16 protein-coding genes and 1 pseudogene are annotated in these 12,310 nt (G+C 58.7%); 5 read left to right on the forward strand and 12 right to left on the reverse strand.

What is annotated here, in order from left to right:
- Positions 1 to 145 precede the first annotated feature (145 nt).
- The 4 genes from QE453_RS24585 (at position 146) to QE453_RS24600 (ending at position 2,649) form a co-directional block, all read left to right on the forward strand.
- Complete coding sequence (locus QE453_RS24585; protein ID WP_309778558.1) at positions 146 to 649, forward strand: YcxB family protein; 504 nt, start codon at positions 146 to 148, stop codon at positions 647 to 649.
- Between the two features lie 188 nt (positions 650 to 837).
- Positions 838 to 1,242 carry a VOC family protein gene (locus QE453_RS24590; protein WP_309778559.1) on the forward strand — a complete coding sequence of 135 codons (405 nt, stop codon included), beginning with the start codon at positions 838 to 840 and terminating at the stop codon, positions 1,240 to 1,242.
- A 122-nt stretch (positions 1,243 to 1,364) separates the two neighbouring features.
- Positions 1,365 to 1,778, forward strand: coding sequence for an OsmC family protein (locus tag QE453_RS24595; protein ID WP_020808256.1), 414 nt, complete (start codon positions 1,365 to 1,367; stop codon positions 1,776 to 1,778).
- A 547-nt stretch (positions 1,779 to 2,325) separates the two neighbouring features.
- Positions 2,326 to 2,649: a hypothetical protein gene (locus QE453_RS24600; protein WP_309778561.1), complete on the forward strand. Its 324-nt coding sequence runs from the start codon at positions 2,326 to 2,328 to the stop codon at positions 2,647 to 2,649.
- A gap of 118 nt (positions 2,650 to 2,767) precedes the next feature.
- On the opposite strand, the gene QE453_RS24605 is transcribed toward QE453_RS24600, so the two are convergent.
- The 5 genes from QE453_RS24605 to QE453_RS24625 all read right to left on the reverse strand — a co-directional run bounded on the left by QE453_RS24605 (position 2,768) and on the right by QE453_RS24625 (position 6,481).
- Positions 2,768 to 3,214, reverse strand: coding sequence for a carboxymuconolactone decarboxylase family protein (locus tag QE453_RS24605; RefSeq protein ID WP_020808257.1), 447 nt, complete (start codon positions 3,212 to 3,214; stop codon positions 2,768 to 2,770).
- Positions 3,215 to 3,304: 90 nt separating this feature from the next.
- On the reverse strand, positions 3,305 to 3,742 hold the full coding sequence (locus QE453_RS24610) for a cupin domain-containing protein (protein WP_139359815.1): 438 nt from the start codon (positions 3,740 to 3,742) through the stop codon (positions 3,305 to 3,307).
- 13 nt (positions 3,743 to 3,755) lie between these two features.
- The gene (locus QE453_RS24615; protein WP_020808258.1) at positions 3,756 to 4,508 is read right to left on the reverse strand and encodes an SDR family oxidoreductase; all 753 of its coding nucleotides are present in this window, start codon (positions 4,506 to 4,508) and stop codon (positions 3,756 to 3,758) included.
- 12 nt (positions 4,509 to 4,520) lie between these two features.
- Entirely contained in the window at positions 4,521 to 5,033 is a 513-nt protein-coding gene (locus QE453_RS24620) for an Rrf2 family transcriptional regulator (protein WP_020808259.1), read from the reverse strand.
- A 284-nt stretch (positions 5,034 to 5,317) separates the two neighbouring features.
- Positions 5,318 to 6,481, reverse strand: coding sequence for an HlyD family secretion protein (locus tag QE453_RS24625; RefSeq protein ID WP_309778564.1), 1,164 nt, complete (start codon positions 6,479 to 6,481; stop codon positions 5,318 to 5,320).
- 123 nt (positions 6,482 to 6,604) lie between these two features.
- Here QE453_RS24625 and QE453_RS24630 point away from each other — a divergent pair, with 123 nt between their 5' ends.
- Entirely contained in the window at positions 6,605 to 7,504 is a 900-nt protein-coding gene (locus tag QE453_RS24630; RefSeq protein ID WP_158452057.1) for a LysR family transcriptional regulator, read from the forward strand.
- Here QE453_RS24630 and QE453_RS24635 read toward each other — a convergent pair.
- The 7 genes and pseudogenes from QE453_RS24635 to QE453_RS24665 all read right to left on the reverse strand — a co-directional run bounded on the left by QE453_RS24635 (position 7,501) and on the right by QE453_RS24665 (position 12,256).
- The gene (locus QE453_RS24635) at positions 7,501 to 9,102 is read right to left on the reverse strand and encodes an MFS transporter (RefSeq protein ID WP_020808262.1); all 1,602 of its coding nucleotides are present in this window, start codon (positions 9,100 to 9,102) and stop codon (positions 7,501 to 7,503) included. The genes QE453_RS24630 and QE453_RS24635 overlap by 4 nt on opposite strands.
- Positions 9,103 to 9,759: 657 nt before the next feature.
- The gene (locus QE453_RS24640) at positions 9,760 to 9,954 is read right to left on the reverse strand and encodes a hypothetical protein (protein ID WP_309778568.1); all 195 of its coding nucleotides are present in this window, start codon (positions 9,952 to 9,954) and stop codon (positions 9,760 to 9,762) included.
- A complete protein-coding gene (locus QE453_RS24645; RefSeq protein ID WP_309778570.1) occupies positions 9,926 to 10,105 on the reverse strand; it encodes a hypothetical protein in 180 nt (59 codons plus the stop codon). Before QE453_RS24645 ends, QE453_RS24640 begins: the two co-directional genes overlap by 29 nt.
- 97 nt (positions 10,106 to 10,202) lie before the next feature.
- Positions 10,203 to 10,568 (reverse strand): annotated as a pseudogene (locus QE453_RS24650) (SPW repeat protein).
- A gap of 32 nt (positions 10,569 to 10,600) precedes the next feature.
- A complete protein-coding gene (locus QE453_RS24655; RefSeq protein WP_309778572.1) occupies positions 10,601 to 10,801 on the reverse strand; it encodes a hypothetical protein in 201 nt (66 codons plus the stop codon).
- A 121-nt stretch (positions 10,802 to 10,922) separates the two neighbouring features.
- Entirely contained in the window at positions 10,923 to 11,672 is a 750-nt protein-coding gene (locus tag QE453_RS24660; protein WP_309778574.1) for an NADH dehydrogenase ubiquinone Fe-S protein 4, read from the reverse strand.
- Between the two features lie 71 nt (positions 11,673 to 11,743).
- Positions 11,744 to 12,256, reverse strand: coding sequence for an Hsp20/alpha crystallin family protein (locus QE453_RS24665; RefSeq protein WP_309778575.1), 513 nt, complete (start codon positions 12,254 to 12,256; stop codon positions 11,744 to 11,746).
- Positions 12,257 to 12,310: the final 54 nt, after the last annotated feature.

Raw genomic sequence — 12,310 nt, forward strand, 5'->3', positions numbered from 1 at the left:
TAGCAGCTAAAACGCTTTGTTCTGCCCGCTATGCGGACGGGGTTCCTACATCGAGCCAAAAATCTGATTTGATGTCGATGGCCGTCTGGTGAAAGCGTCTTTTTCAGGGTTATTTCAGACTGCGCTGCTGCCACTGAGGATCTCAATGCTAGACGAGCCAAAGTACCAGATCACCTACACCCTTACCGCGTGGGATTATGCTGCGATGGCGCGGGCGCTCACTCGCCGGCCCTGGCACCGCAGCGTAATCACGTTGGCGCTTTGGCTGCTCTCTGTCTGGTGCCTTCTGGTTTTCTTCACAGATCTCTACAATCCGGTCACCTTGATCAACGTTATTGCTGAAAGCAGTTTCTGGCTTTGGCTTCCGACATGCCTCCTCGTTGTGGCTTTACTCTCGCTCGCCACGCACTGGCTGGCATGGGGAGCATCGTTTCTGTACTACGGGCAAATCGCGTCCGCCGACGCAACCATCACCATAAGTTTAAGCGACGAAGCCGTTCGCGTGAGGTCGAGCGTGGCCGACTCGATCGTTCCATGGGCGACCGTAAAACGCATTATCCGGGAAGAACACTACTTGATGCTGCCGATATCGAAGCGGGAGGCCTTCATTCTGCCGAGACGCAGCTTCAAAACTCAAAATAGTTTTTGAGGACGCCTTTCGTTATGCGAGGGAAAAAATATAAATAAAGGCGGCCGGTTGGAGCCGGCTGACAGTGCCCGGTCGCTTTTTCCTTCGATTGCGGGCTCAGCAACTACTATCTGCGCAATAGCCCCTCCGATGGCATACACGTCAGGCTTCTGGTAGTGTAGGACGTTGCAGTATCGTTAGGGGCAGCCATGTCTTTGCTTGCGTTGCATCATGTATCGATCATCACCGCCGACCTTGGTAAATCATTGCCGTTTTATCGCGACGCGTTCGGCCTCACCGAGATCGCGCGGCCGAGTTTTTCCGTAAACGGTGCCTGGCTGGCGTGTGGCGACCTACAAGTGCATCTTGTCGAATATCCGGATGGCACGTTCCGGCAGCACCCTGCTGTCGACCGTAACGACTGGCATCTCGCTTTCCGCACGGACGATTTCGACGGCGCCGTCGATCGACTGATGCGACTTGGTTTCCGCGAAGACCTGCCTCAGAGCGATCCACATTGTCTGCTGATCTTTCGTACCGGACTTGCCGGCTTTCCGCAGCTCTACCTCCGTGACCCCGACTTGAATGTCATCGAGATCAACGGAGCGCCGTAGTTACAGAGAATATCAGTAATGAGCACGGTGCTCCGGTCTATCCGCAAAACATTCGTGCTTGCCGTTGACATGTGGAGCATTTTTCAGAAGCTGGCGACGAACCTCGCACCAACGGAGATGAGATGGTCCAGTCGATCGTGGAATTGCGGAACATGCCGGGTACTGAAGCGGCAATCGGTTGGGCTGGTGGTCACACTGTGGTGGTGGATAGACCGGATGGCAAAGCTGGTGGCATGGGTCTCGGCTTCAATGGCGGCCAACTGTTGGCTCTGGCCATCGGCGGTTGCTACTGCAACGACCTCCGATATGTCGCGCACGATGTCGGTGTTGCTATTGGAGAGATCGAGGTAACGGTGAAACTGGAGTTAGACGGTGCGCCTTTGATAGCTACCAACGCCGTCTTGTCGGTTAGATGCGCGACGTTGGATGGCTCCGACGCCCAGATGTTGATCGATCGGGCCTGGGCGGTCTGCACGGTAGCCAATTCGATGAGGCGCGGCGTGCCTACCAAATTGGAGGTGGCTGCCGGCCCATAAGGTGTCCGGCTATGTGTCTGGTCGATAGCCAGCATGTTGCGCGCAGATTATCGTCGCATATAGGCAATCGCTATGTCTGCCATGCACACCGGCTTCACTGAGGTTAATTCTGCCTCGAACCCTATGGATCAGACGACGCAAAATGCTGCCATGGTCGAACAATCAAGTGCTGCGTTCAACGCGCTGGCCTTAAGAAGCCGGGAGCCTGCAGAGCTTGATTGCGCAGTTCAGTCGGCACGTCTCAGCGGTCGGCACTGCGCCAGGTGGGTCGCCCAATGGTGCCTCCGTTCTCTTATACCTCTGCCGCGGGCGCCCCCCACTGCTAAAGACCGCGGCATATGGCTCGCTCGATCGGAGCAGCTTCCCTTGGTTGGGTTCACATCTGCTCGGTGCCAACTGTGCAGCTACCATCATCTTGGCTTCAATTCCGGCGCTCGATGCCATTCTGCTTCAATGTGTGCCGGAACGCCAACGCGGCTTCCGCGTGCCGGTTTTATCAAGCAGACCCTCGGCGCGCTCGCCACATACGAGCCCGAAGTGATCGTCGATGCGATCAAGCTCCTACGTGACAATCGGGCGCGAACGTCGCCTAGTCCTGATGCCGGTCGGCACAGCGGGACGGATAACGTCGAACGCCCTTAATCGCGCAGAGATAGCAATTGGATTTCAGAAACACACCGACGGCCTCTGGCCCGACGAATATCTGCGCAAGACGATAGAGCAGGGCGCGTCAACGTCAGTGTTGCTCGGCGCGCCGCCGCTGGTGGAGGACGTCTCGGCTGGTACCTCGACGACTGCCAGAAGTCTCTGGTCGTTGCCGAGTGCTGACCGGGACCATTCAAGGGCGTTGCTATGCCTGCCGATCGGGTAATGCCGTCCGTCATTGGAGATGGCAGCGCGGACAGACGTGATGCCGCCACAATCGGAACAGCCGGTCGGACTTCGACGGCCCGGCAGGGAGTCGCCTATGCGTTGCGCTGCCAGAGCGATCAGGCCTTGGCTGCAACTGGAAGCCTGAATGGCGCCCCGAGGCGATTGAACGCGTTCATCGCAGCGATCGTGATCGTCAGATCGACGAGATCCTTCGGTTCGAATGCATCGGCGGCGGCGGCATAGGCCTCATCGGAGGCATGGGTCTGGCTGACATTCGTGACTTCTTCAGCCCAAGCCAGTGCTGCTCGTTCCTGCTCGCTGAACAGGTGAGGCACCTCGTCCCAGACCGGAACAAGCGTGATCTTATCGACGGACATCGTCTTGCGCAGATCGCGACTATGCATGTCGATGCAATGGGCGCAGCCGTTGATCTGCGACACGCGCAGGAAGACGAGATGGATCAGCTCTTCAGGCAGGTTCGTTTTCTTGGTGACGTAGTGATGGACGCCGAAGAGCGCCTTGGCACCCTCGGGGGCGACTTCGGACCAGTTCATGCGGGACATATTGTTTTCCTTTCTCGTGGACACGGTTCTCCGTTCGCCGGAGAAAGCGTCGTTGCTTGTGGTAGGTGAGGGGTAGTCTGGTAGGTAGCGCTACGGCTTGCGCGGCGTCGTCAGGGCGGTGTCATCAGTATCGACGACGAAGACCGCGAGCAGTTTCGCCGGCTCGGTCTTGCTGGCGTTGGCGCTGACGTCGTGGCGGTCGCCCGGCAGCTCTGTGAAGTTCTGGCCGGCAGTGAAGGTCTTCGTCTCGCCACCGTTCACGGCGCTTAGGATCGCTCCTTCGAGAACCGTCGCATAGATCAAGGCGGATTTTGCATGCGTATGAGCGGAACTGTAGCCGCCGGGGCCGTACTCGACGAGGACGCCCTTCACGCTCTTGCCGGGAACGTCCGGGAGGGGATGCTCGTAAACCAGCCTCACCTTCGCGTCCTTCGTGTCATATGCAAGTCCAGGCTTGGCGACGTCATGAGCGGACGCTGTGGTCAGAGAGACCGCAAGTGCTGTAGCGGCATAGAACATTGTCTTCATAATTCTTTTCTTCCTATGTTCTGAGCCACTCGGCGAACGTCATCATGCCCTTGAGGTAATCTCCGCCGGGAACCAGTGAGCCGGTGACAACGGGAGCGCCGAAGTAGTCTACGGCCGCGTCGGCCTCGACTGGACGAGTGTCGCCCTCGGCATTGAGATAGGTCCGGATGAAGGATCCGAACGGTCCCCGTTCGGGCCCGGCAAGATCGACGGGTCCATTCTTCGGCTCGCCGAGCGCGGCTTCCACCAAAGCAGCGGCGACGTCGTCAGCCGCGATCGGCTGGAAGTCGATATCCGGCACTTTCACCGCGCCGTCGGCCGAGTAGGCGCTCACAAGCGTCTCCGTGAATTCGTGAAACTGCGTCGCACGCACGATGGTGTAGGCTTGGCCCGATGCCGCGACGGCCTCTTCTTGGGCGAGTTTTCCGGCCATGTATGGGTTCGCGGCGAGGCGGTCGGCGTTGACGATCGAGAGGACGACGTGATGACGCACGCCCGCTGCCTGTTCGGCGCTCGTCAGATTGCGGCTCGACGTGTCGAAGAAGTCGGTGATGACGGCCTTGTCGAAGGACATCATGTTCGACACGTCGATGACGGCGTCAGCGCCCGCGAGGGCTTCGGCCAGTCCTTCGCCCGTGTAGGCGTTGATGCCGTTGCGGGAGCTTGCGACGATGGCTTCGTGACCGGCGTCCTGCAGGAGTTTCACTGCCTTCGAGCCGATCAGGCCCGTGCCGCCGATGACGGCGACCTTCTTTAACGTACTCATTTCTGCTTTCTCCTATGACGCGGCGCGATTGCCCGTCTTGCGTTCGTGGAGCTCGAGGAAGGCGCATCCGCGGGCGGCGATACCGCCGTCGTCGTCTGCGCCGACGTCCGCCAGAAGGTCCGCGACGGACACCTTGGCGAGTTCTGCGCGATAGGCCTTCTCGGCCCTCAGCATGGCGGCGTTGATCTGGCAGGGCTTAGTGAAGTAGCGCGCCGGAAGGGGATTTGGCCCGCGCTGGCGGATCTCGGCGCAGCGGAAGGCCGGGGCCGGTCCCTCGACCGCCAGGACGATGTCGAGGACACTAATATCCTTCGGCGCCTTGGCCAGCCGATATCCACCCTTCGGACCCGGCGTCGTTGCGACGATCCCGGCGCCAGACATCGCCTGCAGGTGCTTAAGGAGGTAGCTCGTTGAAACGCCGTGGAGTTCGGCCAGTGCTGCAGCCGACAGGACGCCGTCTTCGGACAGTCCCGCCAGGAATGCCGCGCAGTGGATGGCCTGCTCTACGCCTTCGCTTAGTTTCATGATGCCTCTCCTAATCATGGATAGATATTATCCAGGATTGTAACATTGTCAATCCGGAATCTGGTCAACTATCGGAAACTCGGAATCGGAGATCAGAAACCGGATGTTCCTTGGCGAGTGCCCGCTCCGCCGTTGGGGAGCTGTCAGGGCGCAGAAGACTGAAGACTTCCCTTGGGACTAAGCCCGCGCTCTCTTCGCAGACCAACGCCGTCCATCGCAACTCCAGCTGCGATCGCAACCGCGAGTTTCATGCGGAATGCGATATGGAAGGTTCTTTTCGAGCTTCACCACGATGAAGTCTCGACATCCACCTTGGTGTTAATTGTGGACTCGACGGACATGCCGGAGCGCAGCGACCCTATGAATCCAATATCGTCGATGACGATCTTTACGGGGATGCGCTGGACGATCTTGGTAAAATTGCCCGTGGCGTTGTCCGGCGGAAGCAGCGAGAAATCCAGGCCGCTTGCGGGCGAGATGCTGTCTACGTGGCCCTTGATCACTACTCCTGGCAGACCGTCGACTTCGATCTGGGCTGGTTGGCCGGGACGGACCTCTGCAAGCTGCGTTTCCTTGTAATTCGCGACCACGTAGACGGCGTCCAGTGGCACGATCGCCATAAGCTGGGTTCCGGCAGAGACAAGCTGGCCGATACGAATTGACTTTGCCCCGACCGTGCCGTTTACGGCCGAAACTATCTGCGTGTAGGACAGGTTCAACTCGGCTTGCCTGAGGCCCGCAGCGGCCCTTTCGCGCTGTGCGACAGCCTGGTCGCGCTGGGTCTGGAGCACCGGAACCTTGTTGCGTGCGGCGACGAGACCGGCCTCATCGCGCGCGACTGCGGCCGAAGCCTGCTCCCGGATGGACTGGCTTTGTTCCACGCGGGATTGGCTGCCTGCTCCACTGGTGATGAGCAGTGCCGCACGGGCAGCTTCCGAATGCGCGTATTTGAACGATGCTTTCGACGCATCCAGGGCGGACGTGGCTTGAGCGATGAGAGACACCTGAAGCGCGATCTGGGCATCGATATTGGCGATCGCGGCGTCGCCCGCCTTGACGTCGGCCTTGGCCTGCGACAATGCCGCCTGGAAATCCCGGTCGTCTATGCGCGCAAGAATCTGACCCTGCTTCACTGTCTCATTATCTTGGACGAGAACTTCCCTGATATAGCCAGAAACCTTCGGGGCGATGGCGGTAAAGTCGGCTTTGACGTAGGCATTGTCGGTGGTCTCGGTAAAGCGGCCAACCGTCCAATATTGGTGTCCATACTCAGCTGAGTAGGCAAAACCGGCAAGCAGAACGAGCGAGAGCACGCCGCGCTTGATGGCACGCTTGCCCTTCCCGTCGTTCGCGACCGATGTGGCAGCCGACGGTTCATCCTGGATTTTGGCGGAAGGTGTTCCGACGATTTTCAACACTGGATTGCGGGCTGGCTCAGCCGTGTCCATTTCTTCGTTCCTGTCCAACGGGGCATTGTGTCTGTGAAAGGAGAATGCGCCTTAGCAGCGAATATGATAATCTCGGAAATTGTGTGAGGACCGTAAAGTCTGGTTAGATAATCGGAGAGAAGCATGGATCGGCTAACGAGCCTGGCGGTCTTTGGACAAGTCGTTGAATGTGGTGGATTTTCTGCCGCCGGGAGGCGCATGAACATGTCGACGACAATGGTGGCTAATCACGTGCAGTCTCTGGAAGATCGTCTCGGTGTTCGGTTGCTCAATCGGACGACGCGAAAGGTCAGCCTCACCGAAACCGGAAAATTCTATTTTGAACGCTCCTCGCAAATCCTTGCCGACCTTGAGGAGGCAGATCTCTTCGCCAGCGCGTTGGTATCCACGCCCAGGGGAACACTTAAACTGTATACGAACACGGCGATTGCGCCGTTTCTCGTGCCGCTCATCAGCGAGTACATGCGGGAATACCCTTCAGTTATGATCGAGCTGGATATCGGCGAGCGAATGATCGATATGATTGAAGAGGGTTATGATCTCGTCATCCGCACGACGCTGAAGGATTCCAGACTGATCGCGCGCAAGCTGACACCATGGCGGCACTTTGTCGTCTGCTCGCCTGACTATCTCAGATCACATCCGGCGCCGGAACGTCCGAGTGATCTGGCAAGCCACAACTGCCTTCAATATTCATATTACGCTTTCGGGCCATCTTGGCATTTTGAGAGCCTTGCGGGCGTTGAGGAAAGCGTGAAAGTCCAGGGGACCCTCGTTTCGAATAGTCCGCAGACGCTGAGGGAACTGGCACTCGCCGGACACGGCATGTTCCTCGCGCCGAGCTTCCTGGTTTTCGACGATCTGAAGGCCGGACGCCTCGTGTCCAACATGCCCGACTACCGGGGTGTCGAATTTTCCATCGATGCCCTGTTTCCGGAACGAAGCCAGCTTCCGACAAAAGTCCGGTTGTTCATCGATCTTCTGGTCGAACGTTTCGTCGAGCATCGGAAATGGATGGCCTAAACCATCGCGGTTTGCACGCGTGCTTGAAGGCGTTTTGCGATCACCTTTCCGATAAGTATCTTCGAAACAATCAGGATAGGTGCTGCTACCAGGAAAAACATGGCCACAGCGACGAAGGCCGAGTTGAAGGCAATCGTTGTCGATTGCACTGCGACGGACTTGCCGATGAGCAATGCAGACGCTTTGCTCGCCCCATGTTCCAGACCATGGGTCGAGAGATACCGTGTGACACCGGACAGACGGTCGATAACTTCCGGGCGACCGGGTGTGATGTAGGCCGCGAGGACGGCGCGGTTCTGGGCGGTCTGGTTTTCCAGGAATGTCTGAAGAAACGCAATACCCACGAGACCACCGGTTTGCCTGCCGACGTTGAAAAGGGCGACAGCAACAACGACTGCGGAGTTTTTCAATCCGAACATCGTGATCAGCGTGATCGACAGAAACAGGAAGCCGAGCGCACATCCCCGAACCAGGACACCCAGCAACATATCCGGGATACCGCTTCCACTGGTCGAGCCGGACAGCATCCACATCGACAGCATAAGACCGAGGATGCCGAGCGGAATGGTGAGCGGCGGTGGCACACCACGTCGAATGGCAAAGGCGGTGGCGAAGAGTGTGGTGATGAAGGCGGCCGTGCTCGGAAGGAGGAGCGCTCCGGCCTCCGTCGGCGTCATTCGAAGAACCGAAATGGCGAAGGAGGGGATCAAATAGCTGCTGCCAAGCAGGGCGAAGCCTGCTGCGAAGCTGGCCAGAAAGCCGAAGCTGAAACCACCGTTCATGAATACCGAGAAGTCGAGCAGATAGTGATCCTGGTCTCCAAGGAACTGGCAGGCGAGGACGCCGGCAAGCGCAACGACACCGACCATAGCGAGCAGGAGAATGGTGGGTTCTTCGAACCAGTCCCAACGATTGCCCTGGTTCAACACGAAGGTCAGTGAAGATGCGGCGATCACAAACAAAGCAAGCGACGGCCAGTTCATTCCAATTCGCTTGGGCGCCTCATCCTCAGCCGGAGGACCCAAGATCAGGAAAGCGAGAGCCATCATACCGATCGGGACGATGCCCAAGAATATCCATGTCCAGGAATGACTGTCCAGCAGCCAGCCGTGGACGTAAGGAACGAGCGTGGCGGGGGCGACCACGGCGGCGACCGCAAAGACACTCTGGATGAGCGGTTGTTGCGGCCAAGGGAATGATTTCAGGAGCAATGACTGGGCACTCACCAGGAGAACACCGCCGGAGAAGCCCTGGAGAAGGCGCAGTGCAAAAAGGGTGTTCAGATCATCGGTGAGGGCCGCAAGCCCCGACGCGGCCGTCATCGTGACCGTTGCCGCAACGAGCGATGAGCCGAGCGTGAAGCGTCCCGAAAGCCATGCGGTCATCACGAACCCGATGAGTTTTGCGGCCGTATAGCCGAAATCCATGCGGGCAAACTCGTCTGATGTTGCTGCAACGTCCCCCATCATGTCGAGACGCGCGACCGAAAGGGCTGTTCCCGCGATTGCCTCGGTCAAGGCAGCCAAGGACGCTCCCGCAATCAGGAAGGGACCTGCGGCATTTGCTTGGTGGCGCGTGATGGTAACAGCGGTGGTCATGATATTTCCCATGGCGCGAGACGATCAGATTGCGCATGTTGCTTTAAACAGAAGCAGGAGAAAAATGCCGCAACTCGGCACACTTGATAAGCTGGTCAATCGTGGAAGGATTTTACAGTCCGGGTGTAAGGTCAGATCCCGTAACCCATCGGTCGCGCGTTCGGTGCGGTGGAAACTGGACTAGGTTTGCGCTTGCCGTCAGTGGTCAAGAGGTAGTCGCGCGAGCAGATAGCGGACGTGGGTCGGCTCAGGCGGCGTTATCCGCCTTTTTTCACATTTGTTCAGTGAGCGGATGGTTTGCTGGCAGGTCATTTCGAGCTGCTTCGAAAATAACCATTAGCTCGGATTGGATAATTAATACGAATACGGTGACGGAGCGACTGGTCTCAGGTTCGAAACGCATCAAGAGCGAGAAAATTAACAAGTCTCTGTGCTTCATGCCCCGCAACCAAATCCTCCAGAAAAACAATGCCACCCGCAAAAGCACACACGCGGCTCTTGGCCTCGGCCGATCTCCGAGACGACAAAAGACCGCCTCGCCGCTCCGCAGCTTCTTCGGCTCTGACGAGTTGTCGGTTGCCGTCCCAGACATCATTGGCAATCCGCTCGCAGCGATCGCCAAGCCGCTTTGGATATTGTCCCGGAGTAATCGAAGGCTCACCGCGGGATGAGCTTGCCTCGGAGGAGCGCGACAAGGCTGAGGATGACCATAAGAGCAATCGCGGCATTAACTAGGATGAAGATCGGCAGCGCGAGGCTTAAGACTAATCCGGTCTCGCCGCGCTCCGCCACCATCGCCGCCGATTTCAGCGAGTAATTCGTATCATACGGCGGGAATGCCTGCGGCGCCACGGCTGGGCGTCATTGCCTGGGTCGGAAGGCTGGTGGACGAAGGTTCCAGCGCAGATATCTGCGCGACGACCGAGGTGACGGCGAACAGGATGGCTCCGGCGGCGATGGCCGCGGACGCGGCGAGCCCGCGCTTCGAGGCGAGATCGAACATCGGTTGCTCCTTAAATTGATGGATTTCTTCTTTTTTGGCGTGAGGCATAGAAGGAATAAATGAACGGGCCCGGCGGCCCCGGGCCCGTTCGATTGGCTCATGCAGTCGACCATGGACGGTGGTTACTGAACCAGATGCCACCGGCGGCAAGCACCGCGACGACCATGCCGGCAATAACATGCGCCCACATGGCAGTGGTCACGGCCGAGAAGCCGAGAATCCATGGAGCGACGATGGCCCATATCCCAAGCACGACGTTGATTCACTCTTCTGCTTCATGGAACGCGTAGAGCGCAGCCCCGGCGACCAAGGCGATGGCCGCGCCGACGATCCAGCCATTCCAGGCGGCCCAGGTCTCTGCCGCATAGCCGAGCAGCCAGGGCGAGATCAGCAGACCAAGACCGGCAACGATATTGGCGATATCAAGCGCCGATCGGTTGTTCGAAGACAGTGACTTCGGCATCGTTCATTTCTCCTCATCGGTTGGTTGCATCATCAATGGACCGCCTCCTCACAATAGGAGACGGGTGCGGCGGCATCTCCACCGCCGCAAAGGGGGAGTTTCGAACCGCAGGAAAGTCGCCGCGTCGCCTCTCCCGGTTCGATCAGGTACGGCGCGAGTTCATCCGGAGTGAAGGCGCCCTGCGCGATCTCGTGGAGCGCAAGCTCGGTCGGGCCTGCCGCAGTGGTGACCAAGTCTTGGCTCGGCTCCGCGAGCAAGCGAGCGACAGCGTGCGGCAGCAGCGAGCGTCAGCGCATATCTGTTTGGAAGAACCTTCTGGCAATTGAAAACGACATGCGGGTCCATGGCTATACCTCATGCGGCGTTTCGATCGGTCGTGACATGGACATTGCGAAGCTCGACATCGCGTTCCAGTGCGAGCAGCGCCTGTTCCACCTCATGAAGGCCTGATGGCCGTCCATTCTCCGGCATGCCTTCATTGGTCGCCTGGTCAGCCAGATATTCGGTCCAGGCCCAGTTCATTAGGATTGAGCGCTTCGCTTCGAGTGATAGCGTCGGATCGCACACGACGTCCATCGGACACGACCATGCAGCCTGTTCGGAAACGTCGCGGTCTGCGATCCCGTGCATCGCCTGCCCGTAGGTCTGATGCAGCGCGGCAAGGCCAAGCCGCTTAAGTGTGGCACCCACAAAGGCGTGAGACGACCGGTCAGGCCTCAAGGCGGTTATGTGCGTCGCCGGGACAGCAGCGTTCTTTGCCGGTTGCACGACATAAGTCAGGCCCTGCCGCTCGGCATAACGGATTGCGGATCGAAGGGTGGGGAATTCGAGTTCCACCTGTGTCAGCGTATCGTCACCGCCCGTGTAACCCATCAACGGCTCGATGAACGGCGCGGTGCGGCGATCGAAGACCAGGCGCCATCCCTTCGTGCGCACGGTCCCTGACGTCGTCACTGAGCGCGACGGCTTGAAAATGCGGGCAACGGCATCTTCGGGAAACAGCGAACGCCCTACATCAGGTTCACTGTGCCGGTTATCGTTCGAGGCGCGGAAGGCAGAAGTTGGCGTTGCGGTTTCGTGCTGTATCTCTCTGGAAATCTCCATCGTTCATCCCTCCCTGTTGGCGAAGGATACTGGCGGCCGCCAAAGGCCGGCCGCCAGCCAGGTGTCATCGATCAGCTCTTGACGGTTATGCGCTTGACCTGCGACTGCGCCTTCTCGGATTTCGGTAAGGTCACGGTCAGCACGCCGTTCCTGAAACGGGCGTCGACCTGGTCATCCTTAACCTCGACGCCGAGCGGGATGCGGCGCTCGAAGCGCCCGTAATAACGTTCGGAAAACTGGCGATCCTTGTCCTCGTTCTCGGAACGCTTTTCGCCCTTCAGCGTCAGCACGCCGTCGCTGAGCAGGACCTCGATGTCCTTCTCTTCAAGGCCGGGCACTTCGGCGGTCACCTTGATCTCCTTGTCGGCGTCGGAAATCTCGACGTTCGGCCAGCCGGCGCTGAGGGCGGAGCCCCTGCCGAAGGACGGCAGCAGGCCGGTACCGAAGCCACGGAAGACGTCGTCGAACAGACGGTTTACCTCGCGATGAAGCGACAGGAAGGGATCACGGTCGTCATCGCGCAGGAGACTCGGAACCTGGTTACCGTTGTTGCGGTTCCAGGGAATCAAATCACGAACACTCATGGTTTTCTCCTTTCTGTTTGGTTCAATGAGCAAAGCCTTTCCGACGGCGCCGGA

This window comes from Agrobacterium sp. SORGH_AS_0440 (genome assembly GCF_031453135.1).
Taxonomy (GTDB): Bacteria; Pseudomonadota; Alphaproteobacteria; order Rhizobiales; family Rhizobiaceae; genus Agrobacterium; species Agrobacterium pusense.

Bases quoted from the DNA above. Each gene is read 5' to 3' on its own strand.
- QE453_RS24590 (WP_309778559.1), top strand. From the start codon at position 838: ATGTCTTTGCTTGCGTTGCATCATGTATCGATCATCACCGCCGACCTT.
- QE453_RS24620 (WP_020808259.1), bottom strand. From the start codon at position 5,033: ATGAAACTAAGCGAAGGCGTAGAGCAGGCCATCCACTGCGCGGCATTC.
- QE453_RS24625 (WP_309778564.1), bottom strand. From the start codon at position 6,481: ATGGACACGGCTGAGCCAGCCCGCAATCCAGTGTTGAAAATCGTCGGA.
- QE453_RS24605 (WP_020808257.1), bottom strand. From the start codon at position 3,214: ATGTCCCGCATGAACTGGTCCGAAGTCGCCCCCGAGGGTGCCAAGGCG.
- QE453_RS24635 (WP_020808262.1), bottom strand. From the start codon at position 9,102: ATGACCACCGCTGTTACCATCACGCGCCACCAAGCAAATGCCGCAGGT.
- QE453_RS24660 (WP_309778574.1), bottom strand. From the start codon at position 11,672: ATGGAGATTTCCAGAGAGATACAGCACGAAACCGCAACGCCAACTTCT.
- QE453_RS24610 (WP_139359815.1), bottom strand. From the start codon at position 3,742: ATGAAGACAATGTTCTATGCCGCTACAGCACTTGCGGTCTCTCTGACC.
- QE453_RS24665 (WP_309778575.1), bottom strand. From the start codon at position 12,256: ATGAGTGTTCGTGATTTGATTCCCTGGAACCGCAACAACGGTAACCAG.
- QE453_RS24645 (WP_309778570.1), bottom strand. From the start codon at position 10,105: ATGTTCGATCTCGCCTCGAAGCGCGGGCTCGCCGCGTCCGCGGCCATC.
- QE453_RS24595 (WP_020808256.1), top strand. From the start codon at position 1,365: ATGGTCCAGTCGATCGTGGAATTGCGGAACATGCCGGGTACTGAAGCG.
- QE453_RS24615 (WP_020808258.1), bottom strand. From the start codon at position 4,508: ATGAGTACGTTAAAGAAGGTCGCCGTCATCGGCGGCACGGGCCTGATC.
- QE453_RS24585 (WP_309778558.1), top strand. From the start codon at position 146: ATGCTAGACGAGCCAAAGTACCAGATCACCTACACCCTTACCGCGTGG.
- QE453_RS24600 (WP_309778561.1), top strand. From the start codon at position 2,326: ATGCGATCAAGCTCCTACGTGACAATCGGGCGCGAACGTCGCCTAGTC.
- QE453_RS24630 (WP_158452057.1), top strand. From the start codon at position 6,605: ATGGATCGGCTAACGAGCCTGGCGGTCTTTGGACAAGTCGTTGAATGT.